Annotated in this window: 11 protein-coding genes and 1 other annotated feature; of the genes, 10 read left to right on the top strand and 1 reads right to left on the bottom strand. The window is 37.4% G+C overall.

Annotated elements, in window-relative coordinates:
* The first annotated feature begins 25 nt into the window (after positions 1-25).
* The 7 genes from ACFO3L_RS03855 to pheT all read left to right on the top strand — a co-directional run bounded on the left by ACFO3L_RS03855 (position 26) and on the right by pheT (position 13,619).
* Complete coding sequence (locus ACFO3L_RS03855; RefSeq protein ID WP_379964019.1) at positions 26-1,264, top strand: hypothetical protein; 1,239 nt, start codon at positions 26-28, stop codon at positions 1,262-1,264.
* A 39-nt stretch (positions 1,265-1,303) separates the two neighbouring features.
* Entirely contained in the window at positions 1,304-1,831 is a 528-nt protein-coding gene (locus tag ACFO3L_RS03850; protein ID WP_379964017.1) for an HdeD family acid-resistance protein, read from the top strand.
* A 195-nt stretch (positions 1,832-2,026) separates the two neighbouring features.
* Complete coding sequence (lepB, locus tag ACFO3L_RS03845) at positions 2,027-2,536, top strand: signal peptidase I (protein WP_379964015.1); 510 nt, start codon at positions 2,027-2,029, stop codon at positions 2,534-2,536.
* Between the two features lie 30 nt (positions 2,537-2,566).
* Positions 2,567-6,121, top strand: a complete 3,555-nt coding sequence (locus ACFO3L_RS03840; protein WP_379964013.1) for a PD-(D/E)XK nuclease family protein — start codon at positions 2,567-2,569, stop codon at positions 6,119-6,121.
* Positions 6,118-9,816, top strand: a complete 3,699-nt coding sequence (gene addA / locus ACFO3L_RS03835; protein ID WP_379964011.1) for a helicase-exonuclease AddAB subunit AddA — start codon at positions 6,118-6,120, stop codon at positions 9,814-9,816. The genes ACFO3L_RS03840 and addA overlap by 4 nt, the downstream gene beginning before the upstream one ends.
* Positions 9,817-9,866: 50 nt before the next feature.
* Positions 9,867-10,070 (top strand) — a binding site (T-box leader).
* Positions 10,071-10,151: 81 nt separating this feature from the next.
* The gene (gene pheS / locus ACFO3L_RS03830) at positions 10,152-11,195 is read left to right on the top strand and encodes a phenylalanine--tRNA ligase subunit alpha (RefSeq protein WP_379964009.1); all 1,044 of its coding nucleotides are present in this window, start codon (positions 10,152-10,154) and stop codon (positions 11,193-11,195) included.
* Positions 11,196-11,201: 6 nt separating this feature from the next.
* Positions 11,202-13,619 (top strand): phenylalanine--tRNA ligase subunit beta, encoded by a 2,418-nt coding sequence (pheT, locus tag ACFO3L_RS03825; protein ID WP_379964007.1) that lies wholly within the window; start codon positions 11,202-11,204, stop codon positions 13,617-13,619.
* A 439-nt stretch (positions 13,620-14,058) separates the two neighbouring features.
* Here pheT and trpS read toward each other — a convergent pair whose 3' ends face one another.
* On the bottom strand, positions 14,059-15,069 hold the full coding sequence (gene trpS / locus ACFO3L_RS03820; protein ID WP_379964069.1) for a tryptophan--tRNA ligase: 1,011 nt from the start codon (positions 15,067-15,069) through the stop codon (positions 14,059-14,061).
* Between the two features lie 211 nt (positions 15,070-15,280).
* On the opposite strand from trpS, the gene racE reads away from it, so the two are divergent.
* From racE to ACFO3L_RS03805, 3 genes are read left to right on the top strand one after another with little or no spacing between them, the layout of a single operon-like run.
* Positions 15,281-16,093 (top strand): glutamate racemase, encoded by an 813-nt coding sequence (gene racE / locus ACFO3L_RS03815; RefSeq protein WP_379964005.1) that lies wholly within the window; start codon positions 15,281-15,283, stop codon positions 16,091-16,093.
* Positions 16,094-17,440 carry a ribonuclease PH gene (gene rph, locus ACFO3L_RS03810; RefSeq protein ID WP_379964003.1) on the top strand — a complete coding sequence of 449 codons (1,347 nt, stop codon included), beginning with the start codon at positions 16,094-16,096 and terminating at the stop codon, positions 17,438-17,440.
* Positions 17,441-17,953 (top strand): metallophosphoesterase, encoded by a 513-nt coding sequence (locus ACFO3L_RS03805; protein ID WP_379964001.1) that lies wholly within the window; start codon positions 17,441-17,443, stop codon positions 17,951-17,953.
* Positions 17,954-17,973: the final 20 nt, after the last annotated feature.

Genomic DNA, 17,973 nt, shown 5'->3' with positions numbered 1-17,973 from the left:
AATAACGTACAAGGAGGTTTTTGCAATGGAGGCAGGGTATTTAGATCAGGTCCAACCGATGTTACCAATTTTAGCTTTTACATTAGTGATGTTTGTTTGGACAATTGGGGAATTTGTTTCTGCTAAAACGAAAGCACTTGTTTCAATGATGTTAGTGGCGTCCATTATTTTTCTAATCGGATTTTCGGCCGATTTGATTCCTCACGACATGATTCAACAATCAGGCTTACTGGGTTTAGGTCAGGCGGTTGTAGGATTAATTATTGTTCATTTAGGAACAATGATGAGTATTGAAGATTTGAAAGCCCAATGGCGGACCTTTGTTATTGGTTCCTTGACCGTGGTGATTGTTTCCTTAGTTCTTTATTTTGCTGGAAGTCTTGTCTTCGATCGAAATATCGCGATTGCCGGATCAACTGCGATTACTGGAGGGACACTTTCGATTTTGATGGTACAAGGAGAAGCAAGCGCAATCGATGCGGCAGGTGGGGATTTAGGGTTACTTTCCGCGGCGCTATTGGCTGTTTTTCCATTATTAATTTTAAACTTTAAAAATTTTATTGGTTTTTTAGTTACAGCTAATATTTTGAAGAAAGAAGCGTTACGTGTTCGAGGAGAGTATCGCAAGGGCAATCTGAAAATGTATGAAGAGGAGGTCGAAACAAACACAAGCCCAACAAATGAAGTGATTTTACCGAGCTATTTACAAACACCGTATGCAACGTTATTCTTGCTTGGTTTAGCAGAATTAGTTGCTCGATGGTTAAGTGGTTTAACCAATGGTTATGTCAACACATTTGTCATTGCTTTGCTACTAGGAATTGTGTTGAGACATTTTAAATTAGTTAAGCCGAATGCCTTGTCAACAACGGATTCCTTTGGTTTACTCATGATTTCGATTATGGTGATTGCTTTTGGTCCATTAGCGGATATAAATTTAGCTGATTTAGTGACATTGATTTGGCCAATTACCTTTTACCTAATTGGCGGTGTCATAACAATCATGTTAAGTGCGTATATGATTGGAAAACAGGTGGGCTATTCACCGGCCTTGTCAATTGCAGTGGGGCTAACGAGTCTTTTTGGTTTCCCAGGAACGATGGTTTTAACAAAAGAAGCAGCAGCTGCGGTTGGAGAGACAGAGGAAGAAATTGCAGTTATTGAACAAAATATTTTACCAATTATGGTTACCGCTGGATTCTCAACAGTCACAATTACTTCAGTGATTATTGGCGGAATAATGGTTGGATTTATTGTAGGTTAATGAAAGTTTAGATACTCTTCAATCAGGGAGGTTCATCCAATGAAAAATAATCGTTTTTTTGATTTATTATTAGGGATTGCATTTTTTGTTTTGGGAATCATGGCTCTTAATCGTCCAGGAACAACATTAGGGTTCTTAGTCTTCTTCTTTGGGATTCTAGCTGTTATTAGAGGGATTTCTACGATTTTTGGTTTTGGTGCAATTAATAACAAAGAGTCTAAAGGTCTACGGATTTTTTTAGGTCTGTTAGATTTTATTGTTGGTATTCTATTTTTAACGAATATTATTCGTGGGGCTTTATTCTTAGGAATTATGTTTTCAGTTTGGTTCATGTTCGAAAGCATTGGGAATTTATTCTTAGTGGCTCGTTTTAGTAAAATAAAGGGATTAAGTAAGTGGTTAATCTTACTTTTTGATTTAATTTCTTTCGCTTTTGCGATTATGTTGCTATTCAATCCTTTAATTGCAACCCTTGCCCTGCCAAAATTAGTTGGTTTTTCTGCAATTGCGTTTGGTATCGTTTTAATCATCCATGGATCATTTTTTGGGAATAATATGACCAAATAAAAAATTGATCATTATAACTTGTCTATATGAAGAGCACTAGAAGGTGGATTCATCCATCTTTTAGTACTCTTTATTTTTTGTATTTAAATTTAAGGCAAAATCCAGTCCAACGTAGCGATTGTGTTTTCTGAATTAATTGCATGCTTGAAGTGAAAATATGTTAAACTAAAGATGCTCGAATGAAAGGAGGAAGGCATGATGGCATCACTCTTCTCTAGAAGCAAGCCGCTACTAGTCAGTCTTTTAATTGTGACGGTATTTCTATTGGCCGCAGTCTTAGTACAGGTTAACGGGGACTCTATGGTACCAAGTTTAGCAGATAACCAAATTGCGCTTGTTTTACGTCAATCAGAAATTGAACGTTTTGATATTGTGGTTATTAAAGACAGTAAAAAGCCATCAAAACGTGTCATCAAACGTATTATTGGCTTGCCAGGTGATGAATTATCATACAAGGAAGACCAATTATTTATAAATAATCAGCCGGTGAGTGAACCTTTTTTAGTTGAAATAAAAGAAGCATTGGCAAAAGATTCACTTTTAACGGAAAATATAGAAAAAATAAAAATCCCTGAAAATTCGTATTTTGTTTTGGGGGATAATCGCAAAATTTCTTTGGACAGTCGATTAACTGGCGCTGTTCATGAAGATATGATCATTGGTGAGGCCAAGTTTACACTTTGGCCACCGCGAAAAATCCGCTAATCAGACTCTAAAAAGATAGGAGGAAGCAAAGTGACTTTGAAATTTATTACAGGAGCCGGAAATATTAATCATCAAGCAGCGATGATTCAGACCGCACTCGAGTGGCTGAAAGAACCGGATCATGAAGTCTTTTTTTTAGTGCCGAACTATAATAAATTTGAGCGGGAATTGGAAATTTTAAGTAGTTTAAAACAAGCAATCGGTAAAACCCATTTTAGTACGATTCGTAGTCAAGTGTATAGTTTTCACCGGCTTGCATGGTATTTTTTACAACGAACGGGACAATTAGGTAAGCAACCAGTAACAGAAGCCGGTGCATTGTTACTAATGCGCAAGGTCTTAATTAAGTGCGAACCAGAACTCTTATTATATCGTAGTGAAGTCGGTCAATCGGGCTTTATTATGCAATTACTCGATTTGTACCAAGAGTTTCAATTAGGGAATATTGACTTTGAACAGTTAGTTATTCCGGAAGGTGATACCGCAATTGAAGTAACAAATCGGGAACGCAATTTTCAAATGAAATTACGCGAATTACAAATTATTTTTAACGCCTATGAGTCCGAACTACATGCTCGTGAACTTCAAGTGGAACAACCGTTACCTTTATTGACGAATTATTTGAATCACTTAGCGGAAGATTCCTTGAAAAAGACTTTGTTTATCGTAAGTGGTTTTTCAAATTTTTCTGCTCAAGAACACGGGCTATTACAAAGCTTGATGTCTAAATCAAATTTGTGTATTGATTTATTAATTGATACCCCACACGAACAAACGGAAGTATTAGATTTATTTTTTGATGGGAAAGAAACGTATGAGCGTTTGAAATCAGCCGCTCAAGCCCAACAAATCCCAGTCTATTTTGATCAAAAAGGAGAAAAACTAACCGAAGTTACACCTTCTTATCATGTGCTAGAAGCGTACTGGCGTAATAGTCACGTGCAAAATCAAACAATCGAACATTCGGTCGACGATTTTTTGGAGATTTGGCAGGCACAGACACCGATTGAAGAGTTACGACAAATTGCCGTAGAAATAAAACGACTGATGGTGCAATCTCATAAGACCAATCGACCTTTAGCTTATCGTGATATTCAATTGGTGACCTTAAATCCAAAGGTTTATTATCCACTAATACCGGCAATCTTTAAGGAAATGGGGTTGCCTTATTATTTAGATGAAACGAAGCAAATGGATCAGCATCCCTTAATTGAATTTATTGACAGCTTGTTGGCACTGCCTAAATATCACTATCGTTTGAAGGATATTTTCCGTTTTTTACGAAGTGAATTGTATATCCCGAAAGATTGGGATGACGCTGAACAATCATGGGAACAAAATCGTAATCGATTTCGTAATCAAGTCGATTTAACTGAGAATGTTGCATTAGCTCATCAATTTCAAGGGCAGACGTGGCTAAAAAAAGAAGATTGGCAATTAATTGCTTATGATTTTGAAGCCAGCCAGTTAGAAGATACACGGTTGTTAACCGAAACAACCAATCAAGTTCGTCGCAGCTTTGCACGAGACATCGGAACTTTTTTTGCAACGTTTAAAAATCAAGAGACAATTAAGGACGCAGTTATCTGTTTTTACCAATTTTTAATTGAAATGGGAATTGAGCAACAACTCATTTATTGGCGAAATCAAGAAATTGAACGTGGGCAGTTAGAGTCGGCACGTAATCATGAACAAACATGGGATGCTTTAATGGAAATTCTCGACCAATTTGTTGAAATTTATGGGGAAGAGCGATTTGAATTCCAATTGTTTACTGAAATGTTAATGAGCGGATTAGCCAATTTACAATTCGGGAAAATTCCAACCGCAATTGATCAAATTAAGATTAATCCACTTGATCTAGCTCGACCATTGCAAAGTAAAGTCACTTTTGCGATAGGACTAGATGAAGGTAGTTTTCCAAGAAAAGTGGAGAATGCGACGTTATTATCGAGTGATGAGCGGCTCTTTTTAAACACCTATTTAACAGAAGAACAATACATTCGTGACCATACACAAGAGACGATTCGTAAAGAGCCGTTTGTCGCCTATAACGTTTTTTTATCAGCTAGTCACAAACTTTATTTATCATATGCGACCAATCACGATGAGCAACAAAACATCCAGGCATCTCCTTATTTGAAACGTCTGATCCAATGGGCAGGTTTAAAAGAACAAAAACGACAAAGCTTGAAACTGGAAAGTACATTAACTCAACATATTGGTTCTTATCGCGGCCTCGTTCGGCAATTGAATAATATTCATCGTCAAAGCCAAGATGCGCACGTGGAACTTTCTAAATCATGGCGCATTTTACAAGAAGCCTTATTACAATCAGATTATCATACACTGGCTAAAAAAGTCTTAGCAAGCCAAGCAAAGAAAAATATTCCTCAAAATATGTCATCAGAAGTTGCAAAAGATTTATATGGGAAAGATATTTATACTTCTGTTTCCCGCATGGAGACTTTTTACCAGTGTGAGTACAAGTATTTTGTCAATTTTGGTTTACGTTTGAAAGAGCGCGACATCTATGGATTGAACCCGCTAGTGACAGGTGAGCTTTTCCATGAAGCGCTTGATCGATTCTTATCACTAGTTATTCAACAAAACCAAGATTTAACGCAATTATCTGAAGCAGAAAAACGCGCTTTTGTCGATCAAGTTTTACAAGAGATTTTCGGACTCAAACAGTATCACTTATTAGATGCTTCTCCAAGAATGCATTTTATCCGTCATCAACTAGCCAAGACGATTCAACGTGTTACTTGGGCAATACATCAACAAAGTGGTAAATCATTGCTTCAACCACGAAAAACGGAAGTCTTATTTGGTCAAGTTGGACAAAATAAAGGCATTCAAGGGTTAACGTTACCATTAGGAGCCGACAGCCATTTATATGTACGGGGGAAAATTGATCGCATCGATACAGCCGAAATGGAAGACAATCTCTGGTTATCGGTTGTGGATTATAAATCAAGTAGTCGAAAATTTGATTTAACAGAAGCATATTTTGGCTTGGCGATGCAGTTGATTACCTATTTAGACGTTGCTTTGACGAATGCTATACAAACCAGTGAACCGACTAAGCAAGTAAAACCAGCGGGAGCCTATTATTTCCACGTGCATAATCCGTTACTCGATCCAAGTAAGGGGACGGAAGAAGAGCGCTTAAAAGCGTATCAGTTTGATGGCCTATTTGTAGATGACGAAGAATTATTTCCAATCTATGATCAATCACTGGAGCCTTCGACGGGCTCACTTGTCTTTCCGATTAAGAAAAATAAAGATGATATTGCTAGTAAGCGAACAAAAAACGATGCGCGTTTTTACTCTGAAGAAGAGATTACGCTGTTACGCAAACACAATCAAGAAAAACTGATGCAAGGTGGCCAAAGGATTTTATCTGGCGAAATTTCCCTAAATCCATATTATAAAGTCAAAGATAAAAAACGTGCTTGTCAGTATTGTCCGTTTCGTACCGTTTGTAATTTTGATGTGATGCTAGCTGAAAACCAATACCGTCGTATGGATAACTTGAAAAAAGAAGAAATTATTAAGAAAATGGGAGGAGACGATGAATGACCAACATTCCATTAAAACCTCAAAATGAAACATTTACCGATACCCAGTGGCAAGCTATTTTTGATGAAGGCGATCATTTATTGATTTCAGCCTCTGCCGGGTCAGGGAAAACAACCGTTTTAGTACGTCGAGTCATCGAAAAATTAAAAAGTGGAACAAATATTGATGAGCTTTTGATTGTGACCTTTACTGAAGCCGCTGCTAGAGAAATGAAAGAACGGATTCAAGTGGCTTTACAACAAAGTGTCAACGAAGAAAGTGACCCAGAACGCCGTCAACATTTTGTTAAACAACTAAGCTTACTTCCGATGGCGCAAATTTCGACCTTACATTCTTTTTGTTTAGCTGTTATTCGCCGTTATTACTATTTAATCGGGATTGATCCAGTCTTTCGTTTGTTAACGGATGAAACTGAACAGATTTTACTCAAAGAAGAAGTTTGGGAAGAATTACGTGATCAAAAATATGAAGAAGGCACAGAAGTTTTTTACCGTTTAACGGAAAATTTTGTCAATGACCGTTCAGATGAAGCCTTAACGAATGTCGTGATGGATTTGCATCGTTTTGCCCAAGCTAATCCGAGTCCGGAAGTTTGGCTAGAAACATTAGCCAAGCAATATGAGCATTCAGATGACTTAAGCGAACATCCTTTGTTTGCAAAATATATCGCACCGATTTACCTTGCGCAATTGCAAAGTGCTGCGAATCAATTGCAGCGCTCAATTGAGCAAGTCAGCGGTCAAAAAGACTTTAGTAAATTAGCCGACATGCTCGAAAATGATTACGCGCAAGTGGCTTTCTTGTTACAAACGTTCAAGGATAACCAACTAACGGTTTTCTATCAAGCGTTAGGTAATGTTTCCTTTGGTCGTTTTCCAACTTTTCGTAAAGAGGAACAAAAAATCATTTCCATACCGATTAAAGAACAACGTGATGAATTAAAAGAACAAATTGGTGAGATGCAAAAATCATTTGCTTATCCGCCAGAGAAAATCTTAATGTTAATGACACAAGCACAGCCTCTCGTTCAAGAAATGGGACAATTAACATTAGCGTTTATGGAAAATTTAAAACAACGAAAAAAAGATAAGGGTGTTCTAGAGTTCAATGACTTGGAGCATTACGCTTTGGAGATTCTAAGTGGGAGCAATCAAACAGGAAGTGAAGCCTCAACTTATTATCGCCAACAATTCAAAGAAGTCCTAGTTGATGAATATCAAGACGTTAACCGACTTCAAGAGGCAATTTTATCCTGGGTACGAACGCCGGATGATGAAAATGGCAATCAATTTATGGTGGGGGACGTCAAACAGTCGATTTATGCCTTTCGTTTGGCCGATCCAACACTCTTTATTGATAAATATTTAGCTTATGAAAATCAAATAGGTGGACGCCGCATTATTTTGGCTGATAATTTCCGTTCCCGTCATGAGGTTTTACATTTTACGAACCTAATTTTTCAACAGTTAATGAATGAGGAATTAGGACAAATTCCATACGATGAAGCAGCGCAGCTTGTACCAGGCTTCCCTCATTTTCCGGAAAGTGATGATTTCTTGCCTGAACTGCTCATTTATGAAAAAGAAAATGAGCAGATGACAGATGATGGTTTGACCGATGAATGGTTGCTAGAAGATAAAACCGATGGCGAGTTGCATTTAGTGGCGTTAAAAATTAAAGAATTGATCCATTCTAAGTTTCAAATTTATGATAAAAAATTGAAAGAAAATCGCCCATTGACCTATTGTGACATTGTCTTACTGACGCCAACACGTAAAAATAATTTAATGTTACTGGATATCTTCAAGAAATTTGATATCCCTTTAGAAATCAATGATGCACAAAATTATTTTCAAGCAACTGAAGTTCAGAAGATGATTTCATTGCTACAATTGATTGATAACCCTTATCAAGATATCCCTCTAGCAGCTGTTTTACGCTCGCCAATTGTCGGTTTGAGTGAAAAAGAGCTCGTTGAAATTCGTTTAATAAATAAAACAAGTAGTTATTATGAAGCATTCCTAGCAGCTACTCAATTAAAAACGGCTTTAGGTAAAAAGTTACAACAATTTTCAGAACAATTAACTCATTGGCGTGAACAAGCTCGTCGCCAGTCGATTGCTGACTTACTTTGGCAAATTTATGAAGAGACGGCTTACTTGGATTATGTGATTGGCTTACCATCGGGTCGCCAACGTTATGCCAACTTAACCGCATTGGTGAATCGGGCAGAAATGTACGAAACAAGCAGTTTTAGAGGCTTGTATCAATTTATTCGTTTCATTGAAAAAATTCAAGAAAAAGAAAAAGATTTAGCACAGCCTTTTACCGAATCTGTCGAAGATGCGGTTAAATTGATGACTATTCATGGTAGTAAAGGACTAGAATTCCCAGTAGTCTTTGTTTTGGATATGAATAAGCGCTTTAATAATCAAGATTTAAATGGACGTTTTGTTCTAGAGGAACAACTGGGAGCAGGGATTCAATTAATTGATGAAGAACGTGTGCGTTTTGAGACGTTGCCTTATCAAGTAATCAAACAAGTTCGTTTGGAAAAAGCTTTATCCGAAGAAATGCGTAAATTGTATGTGGCTTTAACACGAAGCGAACAAAAATTATATTTAGTGGGTTCATATAAAGACAAGGCCGATACGCTTAAACAATGGTCACAAGCGCTCAATGAGACGGATCCCATTTTAAGTCGAATCTTACGTTATAAACCACTAGGGAATTTGATGAACTGGATTGGAATGACACTCATCCGTCATCCGAAAATGACTGAGTTTTTTGATGAAGAAATTGATCCCGTTAAAAAAATTCATCATCCAGGGAACTTTAAAATTGAGTGGTGGAATGAAGACAAGATTAAACAAACGTCACTTTTATTTGAAAATAATCAAACAGCGTTCGTTGAAGAAGCTAGCGAAGTGGAAGAAGATTTAGCCCCAATATTTCAAATCTTGGAATATCAATATCCATTAGAAAAATCAACGATGACCACAAGTTACCAAAGTGTTTCGGAAATTAAACGATTGTACAATGACCCAGATGATAAAGAAATTACGAAGTTAGCTTGGGAAAGTACATTTGAACAAAGCCAAAAGCAACAATATCGCTACGTCAATGAGCGTCTAGCTCAGCCGAAATTTATGCAAGAAAGAGCCATCGATGGGGCGGCAATTGGTAGTGTCACACATACCTTTTTACAGTTGTTACCTTTGACGATTCAACCAGACTTGGCTTATTTACAATCACAAATGACGCACTTTATTACAACGAATCAACTCGATGAAACGTTGGCGAAAAAAGTTCCGTTACAATCGATTTTATGGTTTTTTGAGACTGATTTGGGGCAAGAAATCTTAGCAAATTCAAAACGAGTCAAACGTGAACAACCATTTTCGATGTTAAAAGAAGCACAAGATGTTTATTTAGATTTTGATGAAGAGGGTGCAGAGCTATTAATTCATGGGATGATTGATGGTTACATTGAATACGATGACCACGTTGTGCTTTATGATTTTAAAACCGACAGCTTTATTAAAGACGAAGCCGCTTTTATTCAAAATTATCAAGGCCAGTTACGACTCTATAAAGAAGCGTTGCAAGAAGCACTCAATAAGCCAGTAACCGATGTTTATTTGATTGCTTTAAGTGCCAAGAAAATTATTGCCTTAAAAGAGAAATCACTTTAACGCTTGATTTCTCTGACTAAGTCTAGTAAACTACGTATGAACTGAATAGATAAAAAGCCTCGATGGAAAAGAGTAGTTTGGCTGATGCTAAAAAGGGAGTCCTGTCATTGACTGAAAGCAGGATTGGCAATCGAAAAATGAAGTTCACTTCCGGAGCTTGCTTTATATAAAGCCGGTTATTGATAATCGTTAAGAAATTAAGTGCATAGTTTTGACTATGAATTAGGATGGTAACGCGAGATCTCGTTCCTTTATTTAATATAAAGGGAAGAGAGTCTCGTGTTTTTTTATTCGCAATTTCAATTTATCTATAAACATTTATAAGGAGGATTCACATGTCTTTACAAGAAAAATTAGAAGCACTTAAACACGAAACACTAGCAAAGATTGAAGCAGCTACCGATTTAGTTGTTTTAAATCAAATTCGTGTTGAAACATTAGGGAAAAAAGGCCCAATTACTGAAGTATTACGTGGAATGAAAGATTTGTCCGCAGAAGAACGTCCAAAAGTAGGAAGTTTTGCAAATGAAATTCGCGATGCTTTGGCGGAACAATTAGAAGCGCGTAAAGAAGTATTAGAACAAGAAGCGATGGATGCAGCACTTGCTAAAGAACGGATTGATGTGACGTTATCAGGTAAACAAATGCCAATCGGAACACGCCATGTCTTAACACAAATTATGGAAGAGATGGAAGATATTTTCGTTGGTATGGGTTATCAAGTTGTCGAAGGGTATGAAGTTGAAAAAGACCATTACAACTTTGAGCGCATGAATTTACCAAAAGACCATCCAGCACGTGACATGCAAGATACGTTTTATATTACCGATGAAATTTTATTACGGACACATACGTCACCTGTTCAAGCACGGACAATGGAAAAACATGATTTTTCAAAAGGACCATTACGTATGGTTTCTCCAGGTAAAGTTTTCCGTCGTGATACAGACGATGCGACACATAGTCATCAATTCCATCAAATTGAAGGTTTAGTCATCGATAAAAACGTTACAATGGGGGACTTAAAAGGTACATTGGAAGTCTTAATGCAAAAAATGTTTGGTGAAGACCGTGAGATTCGTCTACGCCCAAGTTACTTCCCGTTTACTGAGCCATCTGTTGAAGTTGACGTAAGTTGTTTCAAATGTGGTGGGCAAGGTTGTAACGTTTGTAAACAAACGGGTTGGATTGAAATTTTAGGTGCCGGTATGGTTCATCCAAACGTTTTAGAAATGTCTGGGATTGATTCAACAAAATATTCAGGATTTGCTTTTGGCTTAGGTCCAGATCGAATCGCAATGTTACGTTACGGCGTGAACGATATTCGTGATTTTTATCATAATGATATTCGTTTCATTCATCAGTTTAAGGGGGAGTAATTAATAATGTATGTTTCATATAAATGGTTAAATGAATTCGTTGACTTGTCAAAAGTCTCGCCAAAAGAACTTGGCGATACAATGTCAATTACAGGAATTGAAGTCGAAGGAATTGAAGTGTTATCTGAAGGCTTGAAAAAAATCGTGGTCGGTGAAGTGTTAGAGTGTGTCGATCATCCAGATTCTGATCATCTACATATTTGCCAAGTAAATATTGGTGAAGAAGAACCAACACAAATCGTTTGTGGTGCACCAAACGTTAAAGCGGGCATTAAAGTGATTGTGGCTTTACCAGGCGCGCGTATTGCAGGCAATATGAAAATTAAAAAAGGCAAGATTCGTGGTCAAGTGTCAAACGGCATGATTTGTTCTTTAGAAGAGATTGGCTATAGTGATTCCGTTATTCCAAAAGAATATTCAGAAGGTATCCAATACTTACCAGAAGAAGCTATTCCAGGAGAAGAAGTCTTTTCGTATTTAGATATGGATGATTCTATTATTGAATTATCAATTACGCCAAACCGTGCGGATGCATTAAGTATGCGTGGTGTGGCTTATGAAGTCGCAGCGATTTACCGCCAACAACCAACTTTTAATGATGAACCTCTAGTAGAAGTAGCGCGTCCAGCAAGCGAAAAAATCAGCGTAAGCGTTGAAGATAAAGAACTTGTTCCATCTTACCAAATTCGTATTATTGAAAATGTAACGGTGGCACCTAGTCCACAATGGTTACAAAATCGTTTAATGAATGCCGGTATTCGCCCAATTAACAACGTGGTTGACGTAACAAACTATATTCTTTTACAATTCGGACAACCATTGCACGCGTTTGATTACGATCGCTTAGGCAGCCAACAAATCGTTGTACGCCAAGCAACAGACAAAGAAGAATTTGTGACGTTAGATGGCGAAACAAGAAGTTTAACACCAGAAAACATCGTTGTAACCAATGGTCAAGTACCTGTTGCTTTGGCGGGTGTGATGGGTGGTTTAGACTCAGAAATTATTTCGACTTCAACAACCGTTGCTTTAGAGGCAGCTTTGTTTGATTCATTATCTGTACGTCGAACATCAAAACAATTCAACTTACGTAGTGAATCATCTGCTCGTTTTGAAAAAGGTATTAACCATGCAACAATTGCCCAAGCTTGTGATGTTGCAGCAGCAATGATTGCTAAATTATCAGGTGGTGAAGTGTTAACGGGTGCGGTTGCTGGCTCAGAAGTTATTGCAGAGTCTGTAGAAGTTGCAATTACATTAAACCGTATCAATAGTTACTTAGGAACGGAATTATCAGAAGAAGTAGTATCAGAAATTTTTACAGCTCTAGGATTTGAATCGGTTGTCTCAGATGAAAAATTCACAGTGACAGTACCACCAAGACGTTGGGATATTCGTATCGAAGCAGACTTAATTGAAGAAGTTGCTCGTATTTATGGCTATAATCGTCTACCATCAACATTACCAAGTGGGGAAACTGTTGCAGGTTCTCTAACTGAAAAACAAAGAAAAACTCGTAAAATTCGTCACTTGCTAGAAAGCAATGGATTAAGCGAAGCCATCAGTTATGCTTTAACAACAGAAGAAAAAGCGCATCATTTTATGACAAGCGAAAGCATTCCAACTCGTTTAGACTGGCCGATGACAGAAGAGCGTAGTACCTTACGTATGAACTTAACAAGTGGTCTTTTAGAAGATATTGCTTATAATATCGCGCGTAAAAATCATCAATTGGCTCTATATGAAATTGGGAATGTATTCCACCAAACGGATGCTGCTAGCAAAGAGTTGCCAGTTGAAGAACAACATGTCGCAATGGCTTTATCAGGTGATTGGTTATTACAAGATTGGCAAGGAAAAGCAGAAAAAGTAACATACTTCCACTTGAAAGGGATTTTAGAACACTTATTTACTGGTTTAGACTTAGCAGATCAAGTAAGATATGAACAAACAAGTGACTTAAAAGAATTACATCCTGGAAGAACTGCCCTTGTTTATTTAGGAGAAAAATTAATTGGTTTCGTCGGACAAGTACATCCATCAACTGCGAAAGCCTATGATTTACCAGAAACATATGTGGCAGAATTGAACTTAGCAGCGATTTTAAACGTTGAGACGCATTTTGTCTTCCAAACAGTGAGCAAATTCCCAAGTGTTTCAAGAGACATTGCCTTACTCGTTAGTGAAACAATCCCAAGTCAACGCATCGTACAAGAAATTGAAGCAGTCGCAGGTAAGTTCTTAACAGAAGTGGCAATCTTTGACGTTTATCAAGGTGATAACATTGAAGCGGGGCATAAATCGCTTGCATACCACTTAACATTCGCTAACCCTGAAGCAACATTAACCGACGAAGAAATCAACAAAGCAATGGAAAAAGTGACAACTCGCTTAACAGAAGAACTAAAAGCAGTTGTAAGATAAGAGGCTATAAGTCAAGCGTTCAGTAACGAGTAATAAGCCAAGATTCTTTTGAAAGTGATTTTTACTTTCAAAAAGAATTAGCTTATTACCGAGTTACTGCTTGAGTTATGCCGTTTTGAGTAAGAGGCTATTTCTAGAGCGCTATGATATGAGAGATAAGAAAAACGTATGAAAAAATGGTACTTTCATTTTTATCATAGGTAACTTATCTCCGAATATCAGCTCAAGAAATGCCGTTTTATAAGAAGAGGCTATAAGTCAAGCGTTCAGTAACGAGTAATAAGCCAGGATTCTTTTGAAAGTGGTTTTTACTTTCAAAAAGAATCAGCTTATTACCGAGTTACTGCTTGAGCTAAGCTGATTGGTAAGAATTTATAAAAAAATCCAGCTATCCAATCATTAGTAATGTGATTGGGTAGCTGGTATTTTTTATTTATTTCTAGAAGTACTGAATGCCCATTGCACGTTTAACTTCATCAAGTGTTTCTGCAGCAACTTTTTCTGCTTTTAAGCTACCTTGACGTAAGATTTCCATAACGGCACTTGGATCTTTAGCAAACTCTTCACGACGTGCACGAATTGGACCAAAATGTGCTTCTAAAACATCGATCAAATAGCGTTTAATTTTAACATCACCTAAACCACCTTGGCGATATTGTGCTTTTAATTCTTCAATATATTCTTTTTCTGTTCCAAAAACATCAAGGTAAGAAAAGACCATATTTCCTTCAACTTGGCCTGGATCTTCTACACGGATATGATTTGGATCCGTATACATACTCATTACTTTTTTCTTTAAAACATCGGCTGAATCGGCTAAATAAATCCCATTTCCTAAAGATTTACTCATTTTTCCGTTGCCATCAATTCCTGGTAAACGACCCATACCTTTTGGTGGTAAAACGGCTTTTGGTTGAACTAAAACATCTGTTTTGTAAATTGAATTAAAGCTGTGAACAATTTCTTGTGTCTGCTCTAACATTGGTTTTTGGTCTTCTCCAACGGGAACTAAATTTGCTTTGAAGGCCGTAATATCAGCTGCTTGTGAAACGGGATAGACGAAGAAACCAGCTGGTAAACTTTCGCCAAAGTTTTTTTGTTCAATTTCGGCTTTGACAGTCGGGTTACGACGAACGCGCGAAACGCTAACTAAGTTTAAATAATACATCATCAATTCTGCTAATTGCGGGATTTGTGATTGGATAAATAAAGTCGATTTATTTGGATCAAGTCCGATAGCTAAGTAATCAAGCGCAACTTGTAAAACGTTAGCTGAAACTTTCTCTGGATTTTTAGCGTTGTCTGTTAATGCTTGGATATCTGCAACCATTACGAATAATTGGTTATCAGGATCTTTTTGCATTTCAACACGTGTTTTTAGTGAGCCAACGTAGTGTCCTAAGTGTAGTTGGCCAGTTGGGCGATCCCCAGTTAAAATTGTATTCAAAATGTTCACCTTTTCTTTTTTATTCTACCTTTCATCTTACCTGTTTTTTACTCAAGAAACAATTAGATTAGTCGAATTTGTTGATTTTTTTCGTATCTGATTAAAAGTTTGAATAAAGAATGAAAAGTCTTTAAATAATAAGTAAGAACTCTTGAAAAAAACATTAAAAAAGGTGAGAATAGTATCGATAGAGTGAATAAGAAGGAAGTATCGAATGAATAATACGCAACCGATAGGCTTCATTGATTCTGGTGTTGGTGGCTTAACCGTCATCAAAGAAGCGATGAAACAACTACCAAATGAGAATATGATTTATTTAGGGGATACCGCGCGATGTCCATATGGCCCGCGTCCGGCTGAACAAGTAGTTCAGTATACTTGGGAAATGACTCGCTTTTTAATGAAACAAAATATAAAAATGCTTGTAATTGCTTGTAACACCGCTACAGCAGTTGCACTAGAGGAGATTAACCAAGCGTTACCAATTCCAGTAATTGGCGTGATTGCTTCTGGAACTCGTGCAGCCGTTAAAGCGACGAAAAGCCAACAAATAGGCATCATCGGAACGATTGGTACGGTGAACAGTAAATCTTATGAAACGGCAATAATGAGCCGAGTAGCCAGTGCCAATGTTTTTAGTTTAGCTTGTCCAAAATTTGTCCCCTTGGTTGAAAGTAATCAGACTCATTCACCAATAGCAAAAAAAATTGTGGCTGAAACATTACGACCATTACAAAACAAAAAAATTGATACATTGATTCTAGGGTGCACACATTATCCGTTATTACGTCCAATTATCCAAAATGTAATGGGAAAAGACGTGCAATTGGTCGATTCCGGCGCTGAAACGATTTCTGAAGTGAGCATGCTTTTAGATTACTTTAACATTGTTAGTTTGAATACCCCGAAACCTGGGAAATTGGCTTGTTACACCACAGGTTCAACAAAAATGTTTGATGAAATTGCAAATAAATGGTTAGAACGAACCGATGTGAAATCGCAACATATTCAATTAGGAGAGATGTAGATGAGACATGATGGAAGAAATAATCAACAATTGAGAGAAGTTACAATCGAAACACACGTATACAAACATCCGGAAGGTTCGGTGGTTATTTCATTTGGTGATACAATTGTTGTTTGTTCAGCCACTTTAGAAGCAAATGTACCACCATTTTTAAGAGGAAGTGGTACCGGTTGGGTAACGGCCGAATATAGCATGTTGCCGCGTGCAACCAATACACGTAATCGCCGTGAAGCCAATAAAGGCAAGTTAACCGGTCGGACGATGGAAATTCAACGTCTAATTGGTCGTGCATTACGCTCGGTTGTCGATTTAGAAAAATTAGGCGAAAGAAGCATTGTAGTAGATTGTGATGTGTTACAAGCCGATGGTGGTACAAGAACGGCTAGTATCACGGGTGCCTTTGTTGCGTTACGCCTAGCAATCGACAAGCTATTACAAACCAATGAGTTATCAGAAGACCCAATTAAGGAGCATCTAGCAGCCATTAGTGCAGGGATTTTAGCTGATGGTACCCGAGTTGTTGATTTGGATTATGATGAAGATAGTCAAGCCAATGTTGATATGAACTTAGTGATGACTGAAAGCGGCGCGTTTGTTGAGATTCAAGGAACGGGCGAAGAGACTACTTTTAGTGTCGAAGAATTAAATCAAATGCTAGCGCTTGGAAAAGCAGCAATTGAAGAATTAATCGTTAAACAAAAAGAAGCGTTATACACAACCAAACATGAGCTTCTATCAGACAATCAAACGATTATGATAGCAACTGGAAATCCTGGTAAGGCTAAAGAATTTGAAAAAATGTTTGCTGATGCAGGATATGCAATTAAAACGTTAAAAGATTTTCCGGATTTACCAGATGTCAAAGAAACAGGGCGTACTTTTGAGGAAAATGCCCGTTTGAAAGCTGAAACGATTGCAAATATTTTGCAAATGCCCGTCTTAGCCGACGATTCTGGTTTAGAAGTTGACGCTTTAGGTGGACTACCAGGAATTTATTCAGCTCGTTTTGCGGGTAAACATAAAAATGATGGTTCAAATAATGCCAAATTACTCTACGAATTGACGGATGTACCGGACGAAAAAAGGGGCGCTCAATTCCATTGTACTTTAGTTTTTGCTGCACCTAAAAAACAAAGTTTAGTTGTAGAAGCTAAATGGCGTGGTCGAATTGGCCGGATACCTCGTGGTGATAATGGCTTTGGCTATGATCCATTATTTATCGTTGATGGAATGGATAAAACAGCAGCAGAGCTATCAAATGAAGAAAAAAATCAGATAAGTCATCGCGGTTTAGCATTGAAAAAATTACAAAATGAGTGGCAAAATTGGCTCGAAAGTGGGGAGTAAATGAAGTATTTAATCGTGAGTGACAACCATGGGAACCGTCAAATAATCGAACAATTATTTGCTCATTATAAAAATGAAGTCGATGAAATGATTCATTGTGGTGATTCTGAGTTGCCATCAAGCGATCCTTTGTGGCAAGGCGTACATGTTGTAACGGGAAATTGTGATTACGATAGTGGGTATCAAACGTCATTGACAATTGCGACCCCGCTAGATCGTATTTTGGTAACCCACGGACACCTTTATGATGTTCGTTTCGGTCTGCATCGTTTGAGCTTAAAAGCGTTAGAAGAAAAAGCGAATCTCGTCTTTTTTGGTCATACCCATATGATTGGTTGTGAAAAAGTCGGGAATACTTTGTTTTTAAATCCAGGCAGTATCGCGCAACCGAGAGGTATGATTCAAGAAAAAAGTTATTGTATTGTTGAAAGTACAGAAGATGCTTGGAAAGTTCAATATTATCGAGCTGATTTTACGATTCTACCAGAATTGACTTTTGAATTTAAAAAATAAAAGAAGAGCCAGAAGACGGA

The sequence above is a fragment of the Enterococcus eurekensis genome (assembly GCF_042654605.1).
Classification (GTDB): Bacteria; Bacillota; Bacilli; order Lactobacillales; family Enterococcaceae; genus Enterococcus_I; species Enterococcus_I eurekensis.
This window is presented reverse-complemented; position numbering and strand designations above follow the sequence as displayed.

Excerpts from the sequence above, each read along its gene's own strand:
- ACFO3L_RS03805 (WP_379964001.1), top strand. The coding sequence starts at position 17,441 with ATGAAGTATTTAATCGTGAGTGACAACCATGGGAACCGTCAAATAATC.
- rph (WP_379964003.1), top strand. The coding sequence starts at position 16,094 with ATGAGACATGATGGAAGAAATAATCAACAATTGAGAGAAGTTACAATC.
- ACFO3L_RS03850 (WP_379964017.1), top strand. The coding sequence starts at position 1,304 with ATGAAAAATAATCGTTTTTTTGATTTATTATTAGGGATTGCATTTTTT.
- pheS (WP_379964009.1), top strand. The coding sequence starts at position 10,152 with ATGTCTTTACAAGAAAAATTAGAAGCACTTAAACACGAAACACTAGCA.
- addA (WP_379964011.1), top strand. The coding sequence starts at position 6,118 with ATGACCAACATTCCATTAAAACCTCAAAATGAAACATTTACCGATACC.
- pheT (WP_379964007.1), top strand. The coding sequence starts at position 11,202 with ATGTATGTTTCATATAAATGGTTAAATGAATTCGTTGACTTGTCAAAA.
- ACFO3L_RS03855 (WP_379964019.1), top strand. The coding sequence starts at position 26 with ATGGAGGCAGGGTATTTAGATCAGGTCCAACCGATGTTACCAATTTTA.
- racE (WP_379964005.1), top strand. The coding sequence starts at position 15,281 with ATGAATAATACGCAACCGATAGGCTTCATTGATTCTGGTGTTGGTGGC.
- lepB (WP_379964015.1), top strand. The coding sequence starts at position 2,027 with ATGATGGCATCACTCTTCTCTAGAAGCAAGCCGCTACTAGTCAGTCTT.